This window comes from Luteimonas fraxinea (genome assembly GCF_021233355.1).
GTDB lineage: Bacteria > Pseudomonadota > Gammaproteobacteria > Xanthomonadales > Xanthomonadaceae > Luteimonas > Luteimonas fraxinea.
Window position 1 is genome coordinate 854,883 of the sequence record NZ_CP089507.1, and the last position, 17,982, is coordinate 872,864.

At 63.7% G+C, this 17,982-nt stretch carries 13 protein-coding genes; all 13 read right to left on the minus strand.

All coding sequences use genetic code 11. From position 1 onward, the window contains the following. Window position 1: 1 nt before the first annotated feature. The 13 genes from rplW to rplA all read right to left on the minus strand — a co-directional run bounded on the left by rplW (window position 2) and on the right by rplA (window position 17,982). The gene (rplW, locus tag LU699_RS03755) at window positions 2-301 is read right to left on the minus strand and encodes a 50S ribosomal protein L23 (RefSeq protein ID WP_232134460.1); all 300 of its coding nucleotides are present in this window, start codon (window positions 299-301) and stop codon (window positions 2-4) included. Beyond that, entirely contained in the window at window positions 298-903 is a 606-nt protein-coding gene (rplD, locus tag LU699_RS03760; protein WP_232134459.1) for a 50S ribosomal protein L4, read from the minus strand. Before rplD ends, rplW begins: the two co-directional genes overlap by 4 nt. 11 nt (window positions 904-914) lie before the next feature. Further along, window positions 915-1,568 carry a 50S ribosomal protein L3 gene (gene rplC / locus LU699_RS03765; protein WP_232134458.1) on the minus strand — a complete coding sequence of 218 codons (654 nt, stop codon included), beginning with the start codon at window positions 1,566-1,568 and terminating at the stop codon, window positions 915-917. A gap of 10 nt (window positions 1,569-1,578) precedes the next feature. Continuing rightward, on the minus strand, window positions 1,579-1,890 hold the full coding sequence (gene rpsJ / locus LU699_RS03770) for a 30S ribosomal protein S10 (protein ID WP_047137645.1): 312 nt from the start codon (window positions 1,888-1,890) through the stop codon (window positions 1,579-1,581). Between the two features lie 539 nt (window positions 1,891-2,429). Further along, on the minus strand, window positions 2,430-3,620 hold the full coding sequence (gene tuf / locus LU699_RS03775) for an elongation factor Tu (RefSeq protein ID WP_232580488.1): 1,191 nt from the start codon (window positions 3,618-3,620) through the stop codon (window positions 2,430-2,432). Window positions 3,621-3,714: 94 nt separating this feature from the next. Then, window positions 3,715-5,841 (minus strand): elongation factor G, encoded by a 2,127-nt coding sequence (gene fusA / locus LU699_RS03780; protein WP_232134457.1) that lies wholly within the window; start codon window positions 5,839-5,841, stop codon window positions 3,715-3,717. A 183-nt stretch (window positions 5,842-6,024) separates the two neighbouring features. Continuing rightward, window positions 6,025-6,492 carry a 30S ribosomal protein S7 gene (gene rpsG / locus LU699_RS03785; RefSeq protein WP_232115252.1) on the minus strand — a complete coding sequence of 156 codons (468 nt, stop codon included), beginning with the start codon at window positions 6,490-6,492 and terminating at the stop codon, window positions 6,025-6,027. Between the two features lie 10 nt (window positions 6,493-6,502). Beyond that, complete coding sequence (gene rpsL, locus LU699_RS03790; protein WP_101924969.1) at window positions 6,503-6,877, minus strand: 30S ribosomal protein S12; 375 nt, start codon at window positions 6,875-6,877, stop codon at window positions 6,503-6,505. A 256-nt stretch (window positions 6,878-7,133) separates the two neighbouring features. Beyond that, window positions 7,134-11,408 (minus strand): DNA-directed RNA polymerase subunit beta', encoded by a 4,275-nt coding sequence (gene rpoC, locus LU699_RS03795; protein ID WP_232134456.1) that lies wholly within the window; start codon window positions 11,406-11,408, stop codon window positions 7,134-7,136. Between the two features lie 88 nt (window positions 11,409-11,496). After that, window positions 11,497-15,684 (minus strand): DNA-directed RNA polymerase subunit beta, encoded by a 4,188-nt coding sequence (gene rpoB / locus LU699_RS03800; protein ID WP_232134455.1) that lies wholly within the window; start codon window positions 15,682-15,684, stop codon window positions 11,497-11,499. Between the two features lie 251 nt (window positions 15,685-15,935). Next, window positions 15,936-16,307 carry a 50S ribosomal protein L7/L12 gene (gene rplL, locus LU699_RS03805; protein WP_232134454.1) on the minus strand — a complete coding sequence of 124 codons (372 nt, stop codon included), beginning with the start codon at window positions 16,305-16,307 and terminating at the stop codon, window positions 15,936-15,938. A gap of 57 nt (window positions 16,308-16,364) precedes the next feature. Beyond that, window positions 16,365-16,904 carry a 50S ribosomal protein L10 gene (gene rplJ / locus LU699_RS03810; RefSeq protein WP_232115258.1) on the minus strand — a complete coding sequence of 180 codons (540 nt, stop codon included), beginning with the start codon at window positions 16,902-16,904 and terminating at the stop codon, window positions 16,365-16,367. Window positions 16,905-17,280: 376 nt separating this feature from the next. Then, window positions 17,281-17,982: a 50S ribosomal protein L1 gene (rplA, locus tag LU699_RS03815; protein WP_232134453.1), complete on the minus strand. Its 702-nt coding sequence runs from the start codon at window positions 17,980-17,982 to the stop codon at window positions 17,281-17,283.

Below are 17,982 nucleotides of genomic sequence, written 5' to 3' on the forward strand. Positions count from 1 at the left end.
CTCAGACCTTCGCGTTCATGACGTCGATCGACTGGCCGTCGGCCAGCTTCACGTAGGCCTTGCGCCAATCGCCGCGGGTGCCCTGGCGCTGACGGAAGGACTTGTTCTTGCCCTTCACGTTCAACACATTGACGGCCTCGACCTTGACGTCGAACAGCTTCTCGATCGCGGCCTTGATGTCCGCCTTGGTGGCGACCGTCGAGACTTCGAACGCGTACTGGTTGGACACTTCCTGCAGGCGCGCGGTCTTTTCGGACACACGCGGCGCACGGATCACTTCATAGAGCTTGGCGTCGTTCATGCCAGCCACTCCTCGATCTTCTTCACCGCATCGGTGGTGATCAGCACGGTATCGGCGCCGACCAGCGCGACCGGATCCAGACCCTGCACGTCGCGGATCTCGACGTACGGCAGGTTGCGTGCCGACAGGTACAGGTGCTCCGAAGCGTCTTCGGTCACGATCAGCGGGCGCTTGCCCAGATCGAATTCCTTGAGCTTGGCGACCATGCCGCTGGTCTTGGTCTCGGAGAGGTCGAACGTCTCGACGACGGTCAGACGGCCCTGGCGGTTGAGCTCGGACAGGATCGCCGACATCGCCGCGCGGTACATCTTGCGATTGACCTTCTGCTCGAAGCTGCGCGGCTTGGCCGCGAAGGTCACGCCACCGCCGACGAAGATCGGAGCCGTCAGCGCGCCGTGACGCGCACCGCCGCCCTTCTGCTTCTTCGACTTCTTGGTCGTGCCGTTGACTTCAGAGCGCGTCTTCTGCGCCTTGGTGCCAGCGCGACCGGCGTTGCGATAGGCAACGACGACCTGGTGGACCAGGTTTTCGCTGAAATCGCGGCCGAAGACTTCGTCGGAGACCGACAGCTTCGTGCTGCTGTTGTTGATTGCGAGTTCCATCGTGCTACTCCTTATGCCTTGCTCGACGGACGCACGATCACGTCACCGCCCGGCGCGCCAGGTACGGCGCCCTTGACGGCGATCAGGCCGCGCTCGGCGTCGACCTGCACGATCTGCAGGCGCTGCGTGGTCTGCACGTCGGCACCCATGTGGCCGGACATCTTCTTGCCCGGAAACACGCGGCCCGGCGTCTGGCGCTGACCGAGCGAACCCGGCTGGCGGTGCGACAGCGAGTTACCGTGCGTCGCGTCGCCCATCTTGAAGTTCCAGCGCTTGATCGTGCCCTGGAAGCCTTTGCCCTTCGTGACGCCCTGGACGTCGACGATCTGGCCCACTTCGAAGATGTCGGCCCTGATCTCGCCACCGACGCTGAAGTCGGCGATCTTGTCGTCGGCCACGCGGAGCTCCCACAGGCCGCGGCCGGCTTCGACCTTCGCCTTGGCGAGGTGACCGGTTTCCGGCTTGTTGAGCAGCGATGCGCGCTTGACGCCTGCGGTGATCTGCACGGCGCTGTAACCGTCGGTCTCGACGGTCTTGATCTGGGTGATGCGGTTCGGGGTTGCCTCGATCAGCGTCACCGGCACGGACTTGCCGTCTTCGGTGAACACTCGGCTCATGCCGGCCTTACGGCCGACGATGCCCAACGAATGAATCTTCGCGGTCATGGTGCGGTCCTCAGGTCAGCTTGATCTGGACGTCGACGCCGGCTGCGAGCTCAAGCTTCATCAGCGCATCAACGGTCTTGTCGTTCGGGTCGACTATGTCCAGCACGCGCTTGTGCGTGCGGGTCTCGTACTGGTCACGCGCATCCTTGTCGACGTGCGGCGACGTCAGGATGGTGTAACGCTCGATCTTGGTCGGCAGCGGGATCGGGCCGCGCACCTGTGCACCGGTACGCTTCGCGGTCTCGACGATCTCGCTTGCCGAGCGATCGATCAGGCGGTGATCGAATGCCTTGAGGCGGATCCGGATTTTTTGGTCCGTCATGACGGAAATATCCTTGGTTGAAAGAGCGACGGGCCTGCGGCTGGGTGCGCAGAACCCCATTGATTCGTGGCTGTCCGAGGCATTCACCCGCGCCCCGGGGCCGTTCCATGTAAAACAAAAGGCAGACCGGTTTCCCGATCCGCCCAGATCACAGAAATACAGACGCGGTGATCCGCTCCATCCCTTCGTGCTCCGGACATTTCCGGAACGGGTGGAGCACAGCCTCGCGACATTTCCGTGTCTGGCGAAGACGAGGGCATCCTGCACCTCATTTCGCGATTTCGCGGACATCCGATGAAGGCCTGCCCGCGAGGGTCTTGCATCATAGCGGGTATCGACGGGTGGGCGCAAGCCCTGCCCCTCGAAGACCGGACGGACCGGCTGGGCCGGTCCGTTTTTCGATCGTCATTCCCGCGTAGGCGGGAATCCAGGGACTTTCGTTTTTACCTGGAATTTCGGGCTGAAAGTCACTGGATCCCCGCCTGCGCGGGGATGACCTTCCGGCAGCCACGCGCGCGATGCGCGCGTGGGCCGTCAGGTCACTTGATGATCTTGGCCACCACGCCGGCGCCGACGGTACGGCCGCCTTCGCGAATCGCGAAGCGCAGACCTTCGTCCATCGCCACCGGGTTGATCAGCGTGACCACCATCTTCACGTTGTCGCCCGGCATCACCATCTCGGTGCCTTCCGGCAGTTCACACGCACCCGTGATGTCGGTCGTGCGGAAGTAGAACTGCGGACGGTAGCCCTTGAAGAACGGCGTGTGACGGCCGCCTTCGTCCTTCGACAGGACATAGACTTCAGCTTCGAACTCGGTGTGCGGCTTGATCGAACCCGGCTTGGCCAGCACCTGGCCACGCTCGACGTCGTCACGCTTGGTGCCGCGCAGCAGCAGACCGGCGTTGTCGCCTGCCTGACCCTGGTCGAGCAGCTTGCGGAACATTTCGACGCCCGTGACGGTCGTCTTCTGCACCGGACGGATACCGACGATTTCGATTTCTTCGCCGACCTTGATGATGCCGCGCTCGATACGACCGGTCACGACCGTGCCGCGGCCCGAGATCGAGAACACGTCTTCGACCGGCATCAGGAATGCCTTGTCGACGTCACGCTCCGGCTCCGGGATGAAGGTGTCGAGCGCGTCGACCAGCTTCAGGATCGACGGCACGCCGATTTCGCTCTGGTCGCCTTCCAGCGCCAGACGGGCCGAGCCGTGGATGATCGGGGTGTCGTCGCCCGGGAAGTCGTACTTCGACAGCAGCTCGCGCACTTCCATTTCGACCAGCTCGAGCAGCTCGGCGTCGTCGACCATGTCGGCCTTGTTCAGGAACACGACAATGTGCGGCACGCCGACCTGACGCGACAGCAGGATGTGCTCGCGCGTCTGCGGCATCGGGCCGTCAGCAGCCGAACACACCAGGATCGCGCCGTCCATCTGCGCAGCGCCGGTGATCATGTTCTTGACGTAGTCGGCGTGACCCGGGCAATCGACGTGGGCGTAGTGACGGTTCGCCGATTCGTATTCCACGTGCGCCGTCGAGATCGTGATGCCGCGCGCCTTCTCTTCCGGCGCCGCGTCGATCTGGTCGTAGCCCTTGAATTCGCCGCCGAAACGCTCCGCACCGATCTTCGTCAGCGCCGCGGTCAGCGTCGTCTTGCCGTGGTCAACGTGACCAATCGTGCCCACGTTCACGTGGGGCTTGGTGCGCTCGAACTTACCCTTAGCCATGGTGATTCACCTTTCTATCTATTGATTCGGGATTGGAAACTGGGATCCGGAAATCCGGCACCGCGTTGCGGCGCCGGATTCCAATCCCGAGGGATTACTTCTTGATGACGGTTTCGGCGATGTTCGTCGGCGCTTCCGCGTAGTGATCGAACTCCATCGAGAACGTCGCGCGACCCTGCGACATCGAGCGCAGCGTCGTCGCATAGCCGAACATTTCGCCCAGCGGGATCATCGCGTTGATGATCTTGCCCGACGGGCTGTCGTCCTGACCCTGCAGGATGCCGCGACGACGGCTCACGTCGCCCATCACGTCACCGAGGTAATCCTCGGGGCTGACGATCTCGACCTTCATCATCGGCTCGAGCAGCACCGGACTCGCCTTGACGAAGCCCTGCTTGAACGCCATCGACGACGCCAGCTTGAACGCCATTTCCGACGAGTCGACGTCGTGGTACGAGCCGAACACCAGCTTGACCTTGACGCCCACGACCGGGAAGCCGGCGATCGGACCACTGGTGATCGTTTCGCGGATGCCCTTCTCGACCGACGGGATGAATTCCTTCGGAATCACGCCACCGGTGATGTCGTTGATGAAGAGGAAATCGTCCTTGATATCGCCGGCCAACTTCGGATCGGCACGATCGGCATCGGTCAGCGGCGACAGCTCGATCACGACGTGACCGTACTGACCCTTACCACCCGACTGCTTGGCGTGCTTGTAATCCGACTTCACGTCCTGGGTGCGGATCGTCTCGCGATACGCAACCTGCGGCTTACCGACGTTGGCTTCGACGTTGAACTCGCGCTTCATGCGGTCGACGATGATGTCCAGGTGCAGCTCGCCCATGCCGGCGATGATGGTCTGGCCGGACTCTTCGTCGGTACGCACGCGGAAGGACGGATCCTCCTGCGCCAGGCGACCGAGCGCGAGGCCCATCTTTTCCTGGTCCGACTTGGTCTTCGGCTCGACCGCCATCGAGATGACGGGCTCCGGGAAGATCATGCGCTCGAGCGTGATGATGTGATCCTGCGCGCACAGCGTGTCGCCGGTGGTCACGTCCTTCAGGCCGACTGCGGCGGCGATGTCGCCCGCGCGCACTTCCTTGATCTCTTCACGGTTGTTGGAGTGCATCTGCAGGATACGACCCACGCGCTCCTTCTTCGATTTGACCGGGTTGTACACCTGGTCGCCGGCGTTGAGCACGCCCGAGTAAACACGGAAGAACGTCAGCGAGCCCACAAACGGGTCCGTCATGATCTTGAACGCCAGCGCCGAGAACGGCGCCTTGTCGTCGGCGGTGCGGGTGTCTTCCTTCTCGTCGTCGTCGATGCCCTGCACCGGCGGACGGTCGGACGGCGACGGCAGCAGCTGGATCACGCCGTCGAGCATCGCCTGGACGCCCTTGTTCTTGAACGCCGTGCCACAGAACACCGGCACGATCTCGACCTTCAGAGTGCGCTCGCGCAGACCGGAGATGATCTCTTCTTCGGTCAGCTCGCCTTCGTTGAGGTACTTGTCCATCAGCGCTTCATTGGCTTCGGCCGCAGCCTCGACCATGAAACCGCGCGCTTCGGTGGATTCCTCGAGCAGGTTCGCCGGGATGTCGCGGTACTCGAACGTCGTGCCCTGCGAAGCGGTATCCCAATGGATCGCCTTCATCTTGAGCAGATCGACCACGCCCTCGAAACCGTCTTCGGCGCCGATCGGCACCTGCATCGGCACGGCGTACGCACCCAGACGCGCCTTCAACTGGTCGACGACCTTGTTGAAGTTCGCACCGGTGCGATCCATCTTGTTGACGAACGCGAGGCGCGGCACCTGGTACTTGTTGGCCTGGCGCCACACGGTCTCGGACTGCGGCTGCACGCCACCGACCGCACACAGCACGAACACCGCGCCGTCGAGCACGCGCAAGGAGCGCTCGACTTCGATGGTGAAGTCGACGTGTCCGGGGGTGTCGATGATGTTGAAGCGGTGCTCGGGCAGCGACTTGTCCATGCCCTTCCAGAACGCCGTGGTGGCCGCCGAAGTGATGGTGATGCCGCGTTCCTGCTCCTGCTCCATCCAGTCCATGGTGGCGGCGCCATCGTGCACTTCACCGATCTTGTGGCTGACGCCGGTGTAGAACAGGATGCGCTCGGAAGTCGTGGTCTTGCCGGCATCGATGTGGGCCATGATGCCGAAGTTGCGGTAGCGTTCGATGGGTGTCGTGCGAGCCACGTCGGTTTCTCGTATTGAATGGCGAAGTCCCGCTGGAACACGGAGCCTTCGCGATGGAATCGCTTGAATGGACGAATGCCGCCTTGCGGCGGCCTTCGGATCCTGCGTGCGGTCTGTGACCGCCTGGAGGCACCTAGATGGTGCCGACGGGCCCCGGAATCAACCGGCACCCGCGGGAGCCGCTTACCAGCGGTAGTGCGCGAACGCCTTGTTGGCGTCGGCCATGCGGTGGGTTTCTTCGCGCTTCTTGATCGCGCCACCACGGTTTTCGGACGCGTCGATCAGCTCGGCGGCCAGCTTGCGCGGCATGGTGTTCTCGCCGCGCTTGCGCGCCGACTCGATCAACCAGCGCATCGCCAGTGCCATGCGACGCGAGGCGCGCACTTCGACCGGCACCTGGTACGTGGCACCACCGACGCGACGCGACTTCACTTCGACGGCCGGCGAGATGTTGCCCAGCGCCTTTTCGACGAGCTCGAGCGGATTGCCGTTCTTTTCGCTGATGACGTCCATGGCACCGTAGACGATCTTTTCAGCGATCGACTTCTTGCCGCTCTTCATGACCATGTTGATGAAGCGAGCGATCGTGTCGCTGTGGTGCTTCGGGTCGGGCAGCACCGAACGCTGCGGGGTGTTTCCTTTACGCGACATTGTCTATTCCTCAGCCCTTCGGACGCTTGGTGCCGTACTTCGAACGGCTCTGCTTGCGCTTCGCAACGCCGGAGGCGTCGAGCGAACCGCGCACGGTGTGGTAACGCACGCCCGGGAGATCCTTGACGCGACCGCCACGGATCAGGACCACGCTGTGCTCCTGCAGGTTGTGGCCTTCGCCGCCGATGTACGAAATGACTTCGTAACCGTTGGTCAGGCGCACCTTGGCGACCTTGCGAAGTGCCGAGTTCGGCTTCTTCGGGGTCGTGGTGTACACGCGGGTGCAGACGCCACGGCGCTGCGGGCAGTTCGCCAGTGCCGGCGAAGTGCTCTTGTAGGTTTCGGGGCTGCGCGGCTTCCGCACCAGCTGGTTGATCGTTGCCATCAGGTCTCGGGTCTTTGGTTCGGGCCGGAGCCCGGTGAAAACGAAGACAGACGGATAGGCCGCCTGTCAGACGAAAAAGTATAGCCCGCGCTGACGAGTACCGTCAACGCGGGTCATACCGCCGCTGGCACGCCCACGAAGGGCGCCACCCGGCATACAACGTCTCCCGTCCATCCTGGACCGAATACGAGCCGCGTCCTGCGCCTCTTTTCGGAGTCTGGGTGGCCCACGAGGGGCCACCAAATTGAGTGCAATCTTAGCGTGCTTCGCCGTCGTTGTCAGCCGTCGGCGTCACCGGTGCATCTTCGAGCATCACCTGCTCCGGCGCAGCCGGTGCGGCAACGACTTCGGCATCGGCCTTGGTCGTGCTGCTGCCCGACAGTGCGTCCATTTCCGAGTCGGTCAGGCCGGAGGCGGCGCGACGACGACGGGCGTGGTACGCCAGACCGGTACCGGCCGGGATCAGACGACCCACGATCACGTTTTCCTTCAGACCGCGCAGGCTGTCGCGCGTGCCGCGAACGGCCGCCTCGGTGAGCACGCGGGTGGTCTCCTGGAACGACGCGGCCGAGATGAACGACTCGGTGGCCAGCGATGCCTTGGTGATACCCAGCAGCACCGGATCGAACTTCGCCGGCAGCTCGTTCTTGGCGAGATGCTTGACGTTGTCCTCGATCACGCGCTGACGCTCGACCTGCTCACCGTTGAGGAAGCGGCTGTCGCCCTGGTCGGTGATCTCGACCTTGCGCAGCATCTGGCGAACGATCACCTCGATGTGCTTGTCGTTGATCTTCACGCCCTGCAGGCGATAGACGTCCTGGATTTCCTTGGTCAGGTAGGACGCAAGTTCCTCGACACCCTTCAAACGCAGGATGTCCTGCGGACCCGGCTCGCCGTCGACGACCGTCTCGCCCTTCTCCACGTGCTCACCTTCGAACACGATGATCTGGCGGTACTTCGGAATCAGCTCTTCGTGATCGACACCGTCGGTGCCCTTGATGATCAGGCGCTGCTTGCCCTTGGTGTCCTTGCCGAAGCTGACGATGCCGGAGATCTCGGCGAGGATCGCCTGGTCCTTCGGCTTGCGCGCTTCGAACAGATCGGCCACGCGCGGCAGACCACCGGTGATGTCGCGGGTCTTCGACGCTTCCTGGGGCACCTTGGTCACCACGTCGCCCACGCCGACGGCATTGCCGTCCTGCAGGTTGACGATCGAGCGCGGCGGCAGCAGGTACTGCGCCGGCAGGTCGGTGCCCGGGATGTTGAGGTCGTTGCCCTTCGCATCGACGATGCGGACGATCGGACGCAGATCCTTGCCCATCGAACCACGACGCTTCGGATCGGTGATCTCGCGCGAAGCGAGGCCGGTCAGATCGTCGGTCTTCTCGATGACGGTGATGCCGTCGACAAAGTCAACGAAACGGATGAAGCCTGCGACTTCCGAGACGATCGGGTGGTTATGCGGATCCCAGTTCGACACGGTCTGGCCGGCCTTGATCGCATCGCCATCGTTGACGGTGATGGTCGCGCCGTAGGGCAGCTTGTAACGCTCGCGCTCGCGGCCGTGGCCGTCGAGCACCGACAGTTCGCCCGAACGCGAGACCGCGACGAGGTTGCCGCTCTCGTGCTTGACGTGCTTGAGGTTGTTGAACTTGATCGAGCCGGTGGTCTTGACCGTCACGTTGTCGATGGCGGCCGCACGCGACGCCGCACCACCGATGTGGAACGTACGCATGGTCAGCTGCGTACCGGGTTCGCCGATCGACTGCGCAGCGACGACGCCCACGGCCTCGCCCTGGTTGACCAGGTGGCCGCGGCCGAGGTCACGGCCGTAGCAGCTGGCGCAGACGCCGAAGCCGGCTTCGCAGGTGATCGTCGAACGGACCTGGATCGACTGCACACCGGCCTCTTCGAGGCGCTGCACCCACTGCTCGTCGAGCAGAGTGTTGCGGGTGACGATCGGATCCTCGTCGTTGCCCGGCAGGAACACGTCCTCGGCCACGACACGACCCAGCACGCGGTCGCGCAACGGCTCGACCACATCGCCGCCTTCGACGATCGGGGTCATGGTGAGACCGTCCATCGTGCCGCAGTCGACTTCGGTGATCACCACGTCCTGCGCCACGTCGACGAGACGACGGGTCAGGTAACCGGAGTTCGCGGTCTTGAGCGCGGTATCGGCCAGACCCTTACGGGCACCGTGGGTGGAGTTGAAGTATTCCTGGACGTTCAGACCTTCGCGGAAGTTCGCGATGATCGGCGTCTCGATGATCGAGCCGTCCGGCTTGGCCATCAGGCCGCGCATACCGGCCAGCTGACGGATCTGCGCCTGCGAACCACGGGCACCTGAGTCGGCCATGATGTAGAGCGAGTTCATCGACTTCTGGTCGATGGTTTCGCCCTTGGCGTTGAGGACCTTCTCGGTACCGATCGTGTCCATCATCGCCTTGGCGATGCGCTCGTTCGTACGCGACCAGATGTCGACGACCTTGTTGTAGCGCTCGCCGGCGGTGACCAGACCCGACTGGTACTGCTGCTGGATTTCCAGCACCTCGGCTTCGGCCTCGACCAGGATGCCGGCCTTCTCGGTCGGGATGGTCATGTCGTTGATACCGATCGACACGCCCGCACGCGTCGCGTTGCCGAAGCCGGTGTACATCAGCTTGTCGGCGAACACGACCGTGTCCTTGAGACCCAGACGGCGGTAGCAGGCGTTGATCAGGCGCGAGATGTTCTTCTTGTTGAGCTCGACGTTGGCCAGCTCGAACGGCAAGCCGTCGGGCATGATTTCGAGCAGCAGCGCACGACCCACGCTCGTCTCGACGATCGAGGTCACCTTCTCGCGCGAACCGTCCTCGCTGATCACGGTCTGGTTGATGCGGACCTTGATCTTGGCGTGGAGGCCGGCGGCCTTGTTGTCGAACGCACGACGCACTTCGGCGATGTTCGCGAAGATCATGCCCTCGCCCGGGATGTTCTCCAGAGCGCGCGTCATGTAGTACAGACCGAGCACGACGTCCTGCGACGGCACGATGATCGGCTCGCCGTTGGCGGGCGACAGGATGTTGTTCGACGCCATCATCAGCGCACGCGCTTCGAGCTGGGCTTCCAGCGAAAGCGGCACGTGGACCGCCATCTGGTCACCGTCGAAGTCGGCGTTGAACGCGGTACACACCAGCGGATGCAGCTGGATCGCCTTGCCTTCGATCAGCACCGGCTCGAACGCCTGGATGCCCAGACGATGCAGCGTCGGCGCGCGGTTGAGCAGCACGGGATGCTCGCGGATCACCTCTTCGAGGATGTCCCACACCTCGGCCTCTTCGCGCTCGACGAGCTTCTTGGCGGCCTTGATCGTCGTGGCGAGGCCACGGCGCTGCAGCTTGGCGAAGATGAAGGGCTTGAACAGCTCGAGCGCCATCTTCTTCGGCAGACCGCACTCGTGCAGACGCAGCGTCGGGCCGACCACGATGACCGAACGGCCCGAGTAGTCGACGCGCTTGCCAAGCAGGTTCTGGCGGAAGCGACCCTGCTTGCCCTTGATCATGTCGGCGAGCGACTTGAGCGGGCGCTTGTTGGTACCGGTGATCGCACGGCCGCGACGGCCGTTGTCCATCAGCGCATCGACCGATTCCTGCAGCATGCGCTTTTCGTTGCGCACGATGATGTCGGGCGCATTGAGTTCGAGCAGGCGACGCAGGCGGTTGTTGCGGTTGATGACGCGGCGGTACAGATCGTTGAGATCCGAGGTCGCGAAGCGTCCGCCGTCCAGCGGGACCAGCGGACGCAGGTCCGGCGGCAGCACCGGCAGCACGGTCATGATCATCCACTCGGGACGGTTGCCCGACTCGATGAAGGCCTCGACCAGCTTGATGCGCTTGGTGAGGCGCTTGAGCTTGGTTTCCGAACCCGTGGCGGAGATCTCTTCCTTCAGACGGACCATCTCGGCCTGCAGGTCGATCGTGCGCAGCAGGTCGTAGACCGCCTCGGCGCCCATCGCGGCGTCGAAGTCGTCGCCGTGTTCCTGGCGCATCTGCATGTACTGCTCTTCGTTGAGCAGCTGGCTGCGCTCGAGCGGGGTCAGACCCGGCTCGGTCACGACGAACGCTTCGAAGTACAGGATGCGTTCGATGTCACGCAGGGTCATGTCCAGCATCAGGCCGATGCGCGACGGCAGCGACTTGAGGAACCAGATGTGCGCGACCGGCGACGCCAGGTCGATGTGACCCATGCGCTCGCGGCGCACCTTGGCCAGCGTGACTTCGGTGCCGCACTTTTCGCAGACCACGCCACGGTGCTTCATGCGCTTGTACTTGCCGCACAGGCACTCGTAGTCCTTGATCGGACCGAAGATCGCGGCGCAGAACAGGCCGTCACGCTCGGGCTTGAACGTGCGGTAGTTGATCGTCTCGGGCTTCTTCACTTCGCCGAACGACCACGAACGGATCAGGTCCGGGCTGGCGAGCGCGATCTTGATCGCATCGAAGTCCGGAATCTGGCGCGGCTGGTTGAAGAGATTGAGCAGGTCTTTCATGTCTTTACTCCGGGAAAGGGGAACCTGGGCAGTGTTGGATCGGTGTCGCGCGCGGCACGCTCACGCGCCGCGCGTCGGACGTCCTGCCTCAGTGCTCCTCCAGCTCCATGTTGATCGCCAGCGAACGGATTTCCTTGACCAGCACGTTGAAGGACTCGGGCATGCCCGCGACCATCTCGTGTTCGCCGTCGACGATGTTCTTGTACATCTGGTTGCGGCCCTGCACGTCGTCGGACTTCACCGTCAGCATTTCCTGCAGGGTGTAGGCCGCGCCGTAGGCTTCCAGCGCCCAGACTTCCATTTCGCCGAAGCGCTGGCCGCCGAACTGCGCCTTGCCGCCCAGCGGCTGCTGGGTGACGAGCGAGTACGGACCGGTCGAACGCGCGTGCATCTTGTCGTCCACGAGGTGGTTGAGCTTGAGCATGTGCATGTAGCCCACGGTCACTTCGCGCTCGAACGCCTCGCCGGTGCGGCCGTCGAACAGACGGTGCTGACCGCTGGTCGGCATGTCCGCCAGCTCGAGCATCGCCTTGATCTCCGACTCCGCCGCGCCGTCGAACACCGGGGTGGCCATCGGCACGCCGTCGGTGAGGTTGCCGGCGAGCTTCAGCAGCTCTTCGTCGCTGAACTGCGAGAGATCGACGCGCTGTGCGAACACGGCCTTGTCGTGGTTGTAGATCTGGTCGAGGAAGCTGCGCAGTTCGGCCACCTTGGCCTGCGCGTCGAGCATCCGCTGGATCTTCTCGCCGAGCCCCTTGGCCGCGAGGCCCAGGTGCACTTCGAGGATCTGGCCGATGTTCATACGCGACGGCACGCCCAGCGGGTTCAACACGATGTCGACCGTGTTGCCGTTGGCCATGTGCGGCATGTCCTGCACGGGCACGATGGTCGACACGACACCCTTGTTGCCGTGACGGCCGGCCATCTTGTCGCCCGGCTGGATGCGGCGCTTCACGGCCAGATAGACCTTGACCATCTTCAGCACGCCCGGTGCGAGGTCGTCGCCCTGGGTGATCTTGCCGCGCTTGTCGGCGAAGCGCTTCTCGAACTCCTTCTGGTGCGCGTCGATCTGCTTCTGCGCACGTTCGATCGCGTCGGCCGCGTCCTCGTCCTTCATGCGGATCTGGAACCAGTCGGACTTCTTCAGGCCGTCGAGCACCAGCGAGCTGACCGTGTCGCCCTTCTTCAGGCCGGGACCGCCGTTGGCGACCTTGCCCTGGATCTGCGAACGCAGACGCGCATAGATCGCGCTTTCGAGGATGCGGAACTGGTCGTCGAAGTCCTTCTTGACGCGCTTGATCTCGGACTCTTCGATCTGCTTGGCGCGCTTGTCCTTCTCGATGCCGTCGCGGGTGAAGACCTGCACGTCGATGACGGTGCCGTCCATACCCGGCGGCACGCGCAACGAGCTGTCCTTCACGTCGGACGCCTTCTCACCGAAGATCGCACGCAGCAGCTTCTCTTCCGGGGTCAGCTGGCTCTCGCCCTTCGGCGTGACCTTGCCGACCAGGATGTCGCCGGCGCGGACTTCCGCACCGATGTACACCACGCCGGATTCGTCGAGACGGTTGAGCGCGTTCTCGGACACGTTCGGGATGTCGGCGGAGATTTCCTCCGGTCCCAGCTTCGTGTCGCGGGCGACCGCGGTCATTTCCTCGATGTGGATCGTCGTGTAACGGTCTTCCTTGACGACGCGCTCCGACAGCAGGATCGAGTCTTCGAAGTTGTAGCCGTTCCACGGCATGAACGCGACGAGCATGTTCTGGCCCAGCGCGAGCTCGCCGATGTCGGTCGAAGGACCGTCGGCCAGCACGTCGCCGCGCGCGACCACGTCACCGACGACGACCAGCGGACGCTGGTTGATGCAGGTGTTCTGGTTGGAACGCGTGTACTTGATCAGGTTGTAGATGTCGACGCCGGCATCGTGCTCGCCGGAGATCTCTTCTTCATGCACCTTGACCACGACGCGACCGGCATCGATCTGCTCGATCACGCCGCCACGGCGGGCGTTCACGGTCACGCCCGAGTCGCGCGCCACGGCGCGCTCGATGCCGGTACCGACCAGCGGCTTCTGCGCACGCAGCGTCGGCACGGCCTGGCGCTGCATGTTGGCGCCCATCAGTGCGCGGTTCGCGTCATCGTGCTCGAGGAACGGCACGAGCGCGGCGGCGACCGACACGGTCTGCATCGGCGAGACGTCCATGTAATGGATTTCCGCCGGCGGCTTGAGCAGCGACTCGCCCTGGAAGCGACAGTCGACGAACTGCTGCGTCATCGTGCCCTTGTCGTCCTGGACGGCGTTGGCCTGTGCGATGACGTAGTCGTTCTCTTCGATCGCCGAGAGGTACTCGATGTCGTCGGTGACGCGGCTGTCGACGACCTTGCGGTACGGCGTCTCGAGGAAGCCGTAACGGTTGGTGCGTGCGAAGGTCGCCAGCGAGTTGATCAGGCCGATGTTCGGGCCTTCCGGCGTTTCGATGGTGCAGACGCGGCCGTAGTGCGTGGGATGCACGTCGCGCACTTCGAAGCCGGCGCGCTCGCGGGTCAGACCGCCCGGGCCGAGGGCCGAGACGCGACGCTTGTGCGTGACTTCCGACAGCGGGTTGTTCTGGTCCATGAACTGCGACAGCTGCGAGGAGCCGAAGAATTCCTTGACCGCCGCCGCGACCGGCTTGGCGTTGATCAGCTCCTGCGGGGTCAGGCCATCGGCCTCGGCCATCGTCAGGCGCTCGCGCACGGCGCGCTCGACGCGGACCAGGCCCACGCGGAACACGTTCTCGGCCATTTCACCGACCGAACGCACACGGCGGTTGCCGAGGTGATCGATGTCGTCGACGACGCCGCGACCGTTGCGGATCTCGGTCAGCACGCGGATGACGTCGAGGATGTCGGACGTCTGGCCGAACTCGCCGCGCAGACGCACGGAATCCTCGTCCTTGCGCTCGGCGAAGTACTTCGCGTCGTACAGCACGGACGCGCCTTCGGTTTCCTTGCGGCCCAGGCGACGGTTGAACTTCATGCGGCCCACGCCGGAGACGTCGTAACGCTCGAACGTGAAGAACAGATTGTGGAACAGGTTCTGCGCGGCATCCTTGGTCGGCGGCTCGCCGGGACGCATCATGCGGTAGATCTCGACCAACGCATCGAGCTGCGTCTTGGTCGAGTCGATGCGCAGGGTGTTCGACAGGTACGGACCGCGATCGAGGTCGTTGACCCAGATCGTGCCGATGGTCTCGATCGATGCCTTGCGCAGCGCTTCAAGAGTCTCGAGCGTGATCTCGTCGTTCGCGGTCGCGACCAGCTCACCCGTTGCCGGGTCGATCACGTCGTGCGACAGGATCTGACCGACCATGTAGTCGTCCGGCACGGCCAGCGCGGTGATGCCTGCGGCTTCGAGCTGCTTGACGTGACGCGCGGTGATGCGCTTGCCGGCTTCGACGATGACCTTCTCGCCATCGAGCAGGTCGAAGTTCAGCGTTTCGCCACGCAGACGCTCCGACACGAGTTCCAGCTGCACGCCCTCGCCTTCCGGCAGGATGTGGTAGCTGTTGATGTCGAAGAACTCGTTGAGCATCTCTTCGTTGTTGTAGCCGAGCGCGCGCAGCAGCACCGACACCGGCAGCTTGCGGCGGCGATCGATACGCGTGAACAGCGCGTCCTTCGGGTCGAACTCGAAGTCGAGCCAGGAACCGCGGTACGGAATGATGCGGGCGCTGTAGAGCAGCTTGCCCGAGCTGTGCGTCTTGCCGCGGTCGTGATCGAAGAACACACCCGGCGAGCGGTGCAGCTGCGAGACGATGACGCGCTCGGTGCCGTTGATGATGAAGGTGCCGTTCTCGGTCATGAGCGGAATCTCGCCCATGTAGACCTCCTGCTCCTTCACGTACTTGATGGCCTTCTGCGACGACTCGCGGTCATAGATCACCAGGCGCACGGTCACGCGCAGCGGGGCGCCGTAGCTCAGGCCACGGTTGCGGCATTCGCGCTCGTCGAACACGGGCTCGCCGAGCTTGTAGCCGACGTATTCGAGTGCGGCGTAGCCGTTGTAGCTGACGATCGGGAACACCGACTTCAGCGCGGCGTGCAGACCACGGTCTTCACGCTTGGTGGGATCGCGATCGGCCTGCAGGAATTCGCGGTAGGAATCGACCTGGATGGCCAGGAGGAACGGCACCTCGAGAATCTCGCGGCGCTTGCCGAAGTTCTTGCGGATGCGCTTCTTCTCGGTGAACGAGTAGGTCTGCTGCTGGCTCGACGGGAGCTGGGACGTCGTCATGGGGAGTACGCCTCGTTGGATCGGATGGGATCGACTCGCGATCCGGAACATGGAGCTGTCACTGGGTAGTCGCTGGTATTGCCGGCACCAGCACGCCATCTCCCGCTACTACCCACTGACAACTGCGTCAGTTGTCGTGTTGCGTGTTGCGTGTACGTTCGGTCGCCCGATTTCAGGAACGACCAAGGGCCGGGAGCTTTCGCCCCCGGCCCCGGTGCATCGCAAGCATGTGCTGCGATGCCAAGTGCCGCTTACTTGATTTCGACGGCCGCGCCTGCAGCCTCGAGATCCTTCTTGATCTTCTCGGCTTCTTCCTTCGTGGCGCCTTCCTTGACGTCCTTCGGAGCGCCTTCGACCAGGTCCTTGGCTTCCTTCAGACCCAGGCCGGTGATCGCGCGGACCACCTTGATGACCTCGACCTTCTTCTCGCCGGTGGCCTTCAGGACCACGGTGAACTCGGTCTGCTCTTCGACAGCGGCAGCCGGGCCGGCAGCAGCAGCTGCGGCAACCGGAGCAGCGGCGGAGACGCCGAATTTCTCTTCGATGGCCTTGACCAGCTCCATCACTTCCATCAGGGACTTCTCGGCGATGGCGTCGACGATCTGTTCGTTGGTAAGGGACATTATGATTACCTTTGAAAAATTTTCTGGGATAGGTTTCGTTGAACCGACAGGCCGGACTTAGGCCGTTTCGGCCGTCTCGGCTGCTGCTTCCGCAGGTGCTTCGTCGCCACCGCCCTGCTTGTCGCCGACGGCCTTGACGGCACGGGCGAACATCGCAGCGGGTTCGGACAGCACGCGGGCCAGCATGGACAGCGCCTGGTCGAGCGTCGGCAGCGAGGCCAGCACATCGACATGGCCGGCCGGATACAGCTGGCCTTCCACGACGACGAGCTTGGGCACCAGCTTGCTGTTGTCTTTCGCGAATTCCTTGATCAGGCGACCGGCTGCGCCGGGCTCCTCGGTCGAGAACGCATACAGCAGAGGTCCGACCAGCGAGTCCTTGGAGCACTCGTAGCTGGTACCTTCCACCGCACGTGCGGCCAGGGTGTTCTTGACAACGCGCAAGTACACACCGGTCTCACGAGCCTTCTTGCGCATCGCGGTCATTTGACTGACCGTGGTGCCCACGTACTCGACAGCAATCAGGGAGTGGGCGTTCGCGGCGACTTCTGCCAGCTCGGCGACAACTTCCTGCTTCTGGGACAGATTGAGAGCCATTAATCACTCCTCATTGTGAACTCCGCTCACGGCTCCTGCCGCTTGCGGTCCTGAGCGGCTTCCAATCCATGGAGGCCGGGGATGCGTGGCGCATCCCGGTGGTGGCCTTCTGCCTGGCTGGACGGATGTCGCACCAGAAAACTTCAGAAAGGCATCACCATCTACGCAGGCCTTTCGGTGCAAGCACCTCGGGATTAAGCGGTCTCGATCATCGGTGGCGGCGATTCCCTGCCAGTTCGAGCATCCCTGCCCGTCGCCACGTCGATCTCCACCGCGCCTGCGGTCTTTGACGGCGCCGCGCCGGACACAAGGTCCGTCGCGATGCCCCCAAATCGCGCCGCCCCGCGAGCGGGACGGCGCGTTTATTGCGTTGCGATCAGCGCGCGATGCTCAGCGACGACTGGTCGACGGTGACGCCCGGACCCATGGTCGAGCTCACCGAGATCTTCTGCAGGTACTGGCCCTTGGCGGTGGCCGGCTTGGCCTTCACCAGGTCGGCCAGCAGCGCCTGCAGGTTTTCCTTCAGCTTCTCCGCATCGAAGTCGGCCTTGCCGATCGTGCAGTGGATGATGCCGGCCTTGTCGGTGCGGTAACGGACCTGGCCGCCCTTCGCATTCTTCACAGCCTCACCCGGGTTCGCGGAGACGGTGCCGACCTTCGGGTTCGGCATCAGGCCGCGCGGGCCCAGCACCGTACCGAGCTTGCCGACGACGCGCATCGCATCCGGCGTCGCGATCACGACGTCGTAATTGATGTCGCCGGCCTGCATCTTCTCGGCCAGGTCGTCCATGCCGACGATGTCGGCACCGGCGGCCAGGGCTTCATCAGCCTTGGCACCGGCCGGCGCGAACACCGCGACGCGGACGCTCTTGCCCGTGCCCTGCGGCAGCACGGTCGAACCGCGCACCTGCTGGTCGGACTTGCGCGCATCGACGCCGAGGCGGACGGCGACGTCCACGGCTTCGGCGAACTTCGCGCTGCTGTTGTCCTTGACGATCTTCAGGGCGTCATCGATGCCGTAGTTCTTGCCCGGCTGCACGGCAGCCTGGATGCTCTTCTGTCGCTTGGTCTGTGCCAT

Excerpts from the sequence above, each read along its gene's own strand:
- rpoB (WP_232134455.1), bottom strand. The coding sequence starts at position 15,684 with ATGACGACGTCCCAGCTCCCGTCGAGCCAGCAGCAGACCTACTCGTTC.
- rpoC (WP_232134456.1), bottom strand. The coding sequence starts at position 11,408 with ATGAAAGACCTGCTCAATCTCTTCAACCAGCCGCGCCAGATTCCGGAC.
- rplA (WP_232134453.1), bottom strand. The coding sequence starts at position 17,982 with ATGGCACAGACCAAGCGACAGAAGAGCATCCAGGCTGCCGTGCAGCCG.
- rpsJ (WP_047137645.1), bottom strand. The coding sequence starts at position 1,890 with ATGACGGACCAAAAAATCCGGATCCGCCTCAAGGCATTCGATCACCGC.
- rplJ (WP_232115258.1), bottom strand. The coding sequence starts at position 16,904 with ATGGCTCTCAATCTGTCCCAGAAGCAGGAAGTTGTCGCCGAGCTGGCA.
- rpsG (WP_232115252.1), bottom strand. The coding sequence starts at position 6,492 with ATGTCGCGTAAAGGAAACACCCCGCAGCGTTCGGTGCTGCCCGACCCG.
- rplD (WP_232134459.1), bottom strand. The coding sequence starts at position 903 with ATGGAACTCGCAATCAACAACAGCAGCACGAAGCTGTCGGTCTCCGAC.
- rplC (WP_232134458.1), bottom strand. The coding sequence starts at position 1,568 with ATGACCGCGAAGATTCATTCGTTGGGCATCGTCGGCCGTAAGGCCGGC.
- rpsL (WP_101924969.1), bottom strand. The coding sequence starts at position 6,877 with ATGGCAACGATCAACCAGCTGGTGCGGAAGCCGCGCAGCCCCGAAACC.
- rplL (WP_232134454.1), bottom strand. The coding sequence starts at position 16,307 with ATGTCCCTTACCAACGAACAGATCGTCGACGCCATCGCCGAGAAGTCC.
- tuf (WP_232580488.1), bottom strand. The coding sequence starts at position 3,620 with ATGGCTAAGGGTAAGTTCGAGCGCACCAAGCCCCACGTGAACGTGGGC.
- rplW (WP_232134460.1), bottom strand. The coding sequence starts at position 301 with ATGAACGACGCCAAGCTCTATGAAGTGATCCGTGCGCCGCGTGTGTCC.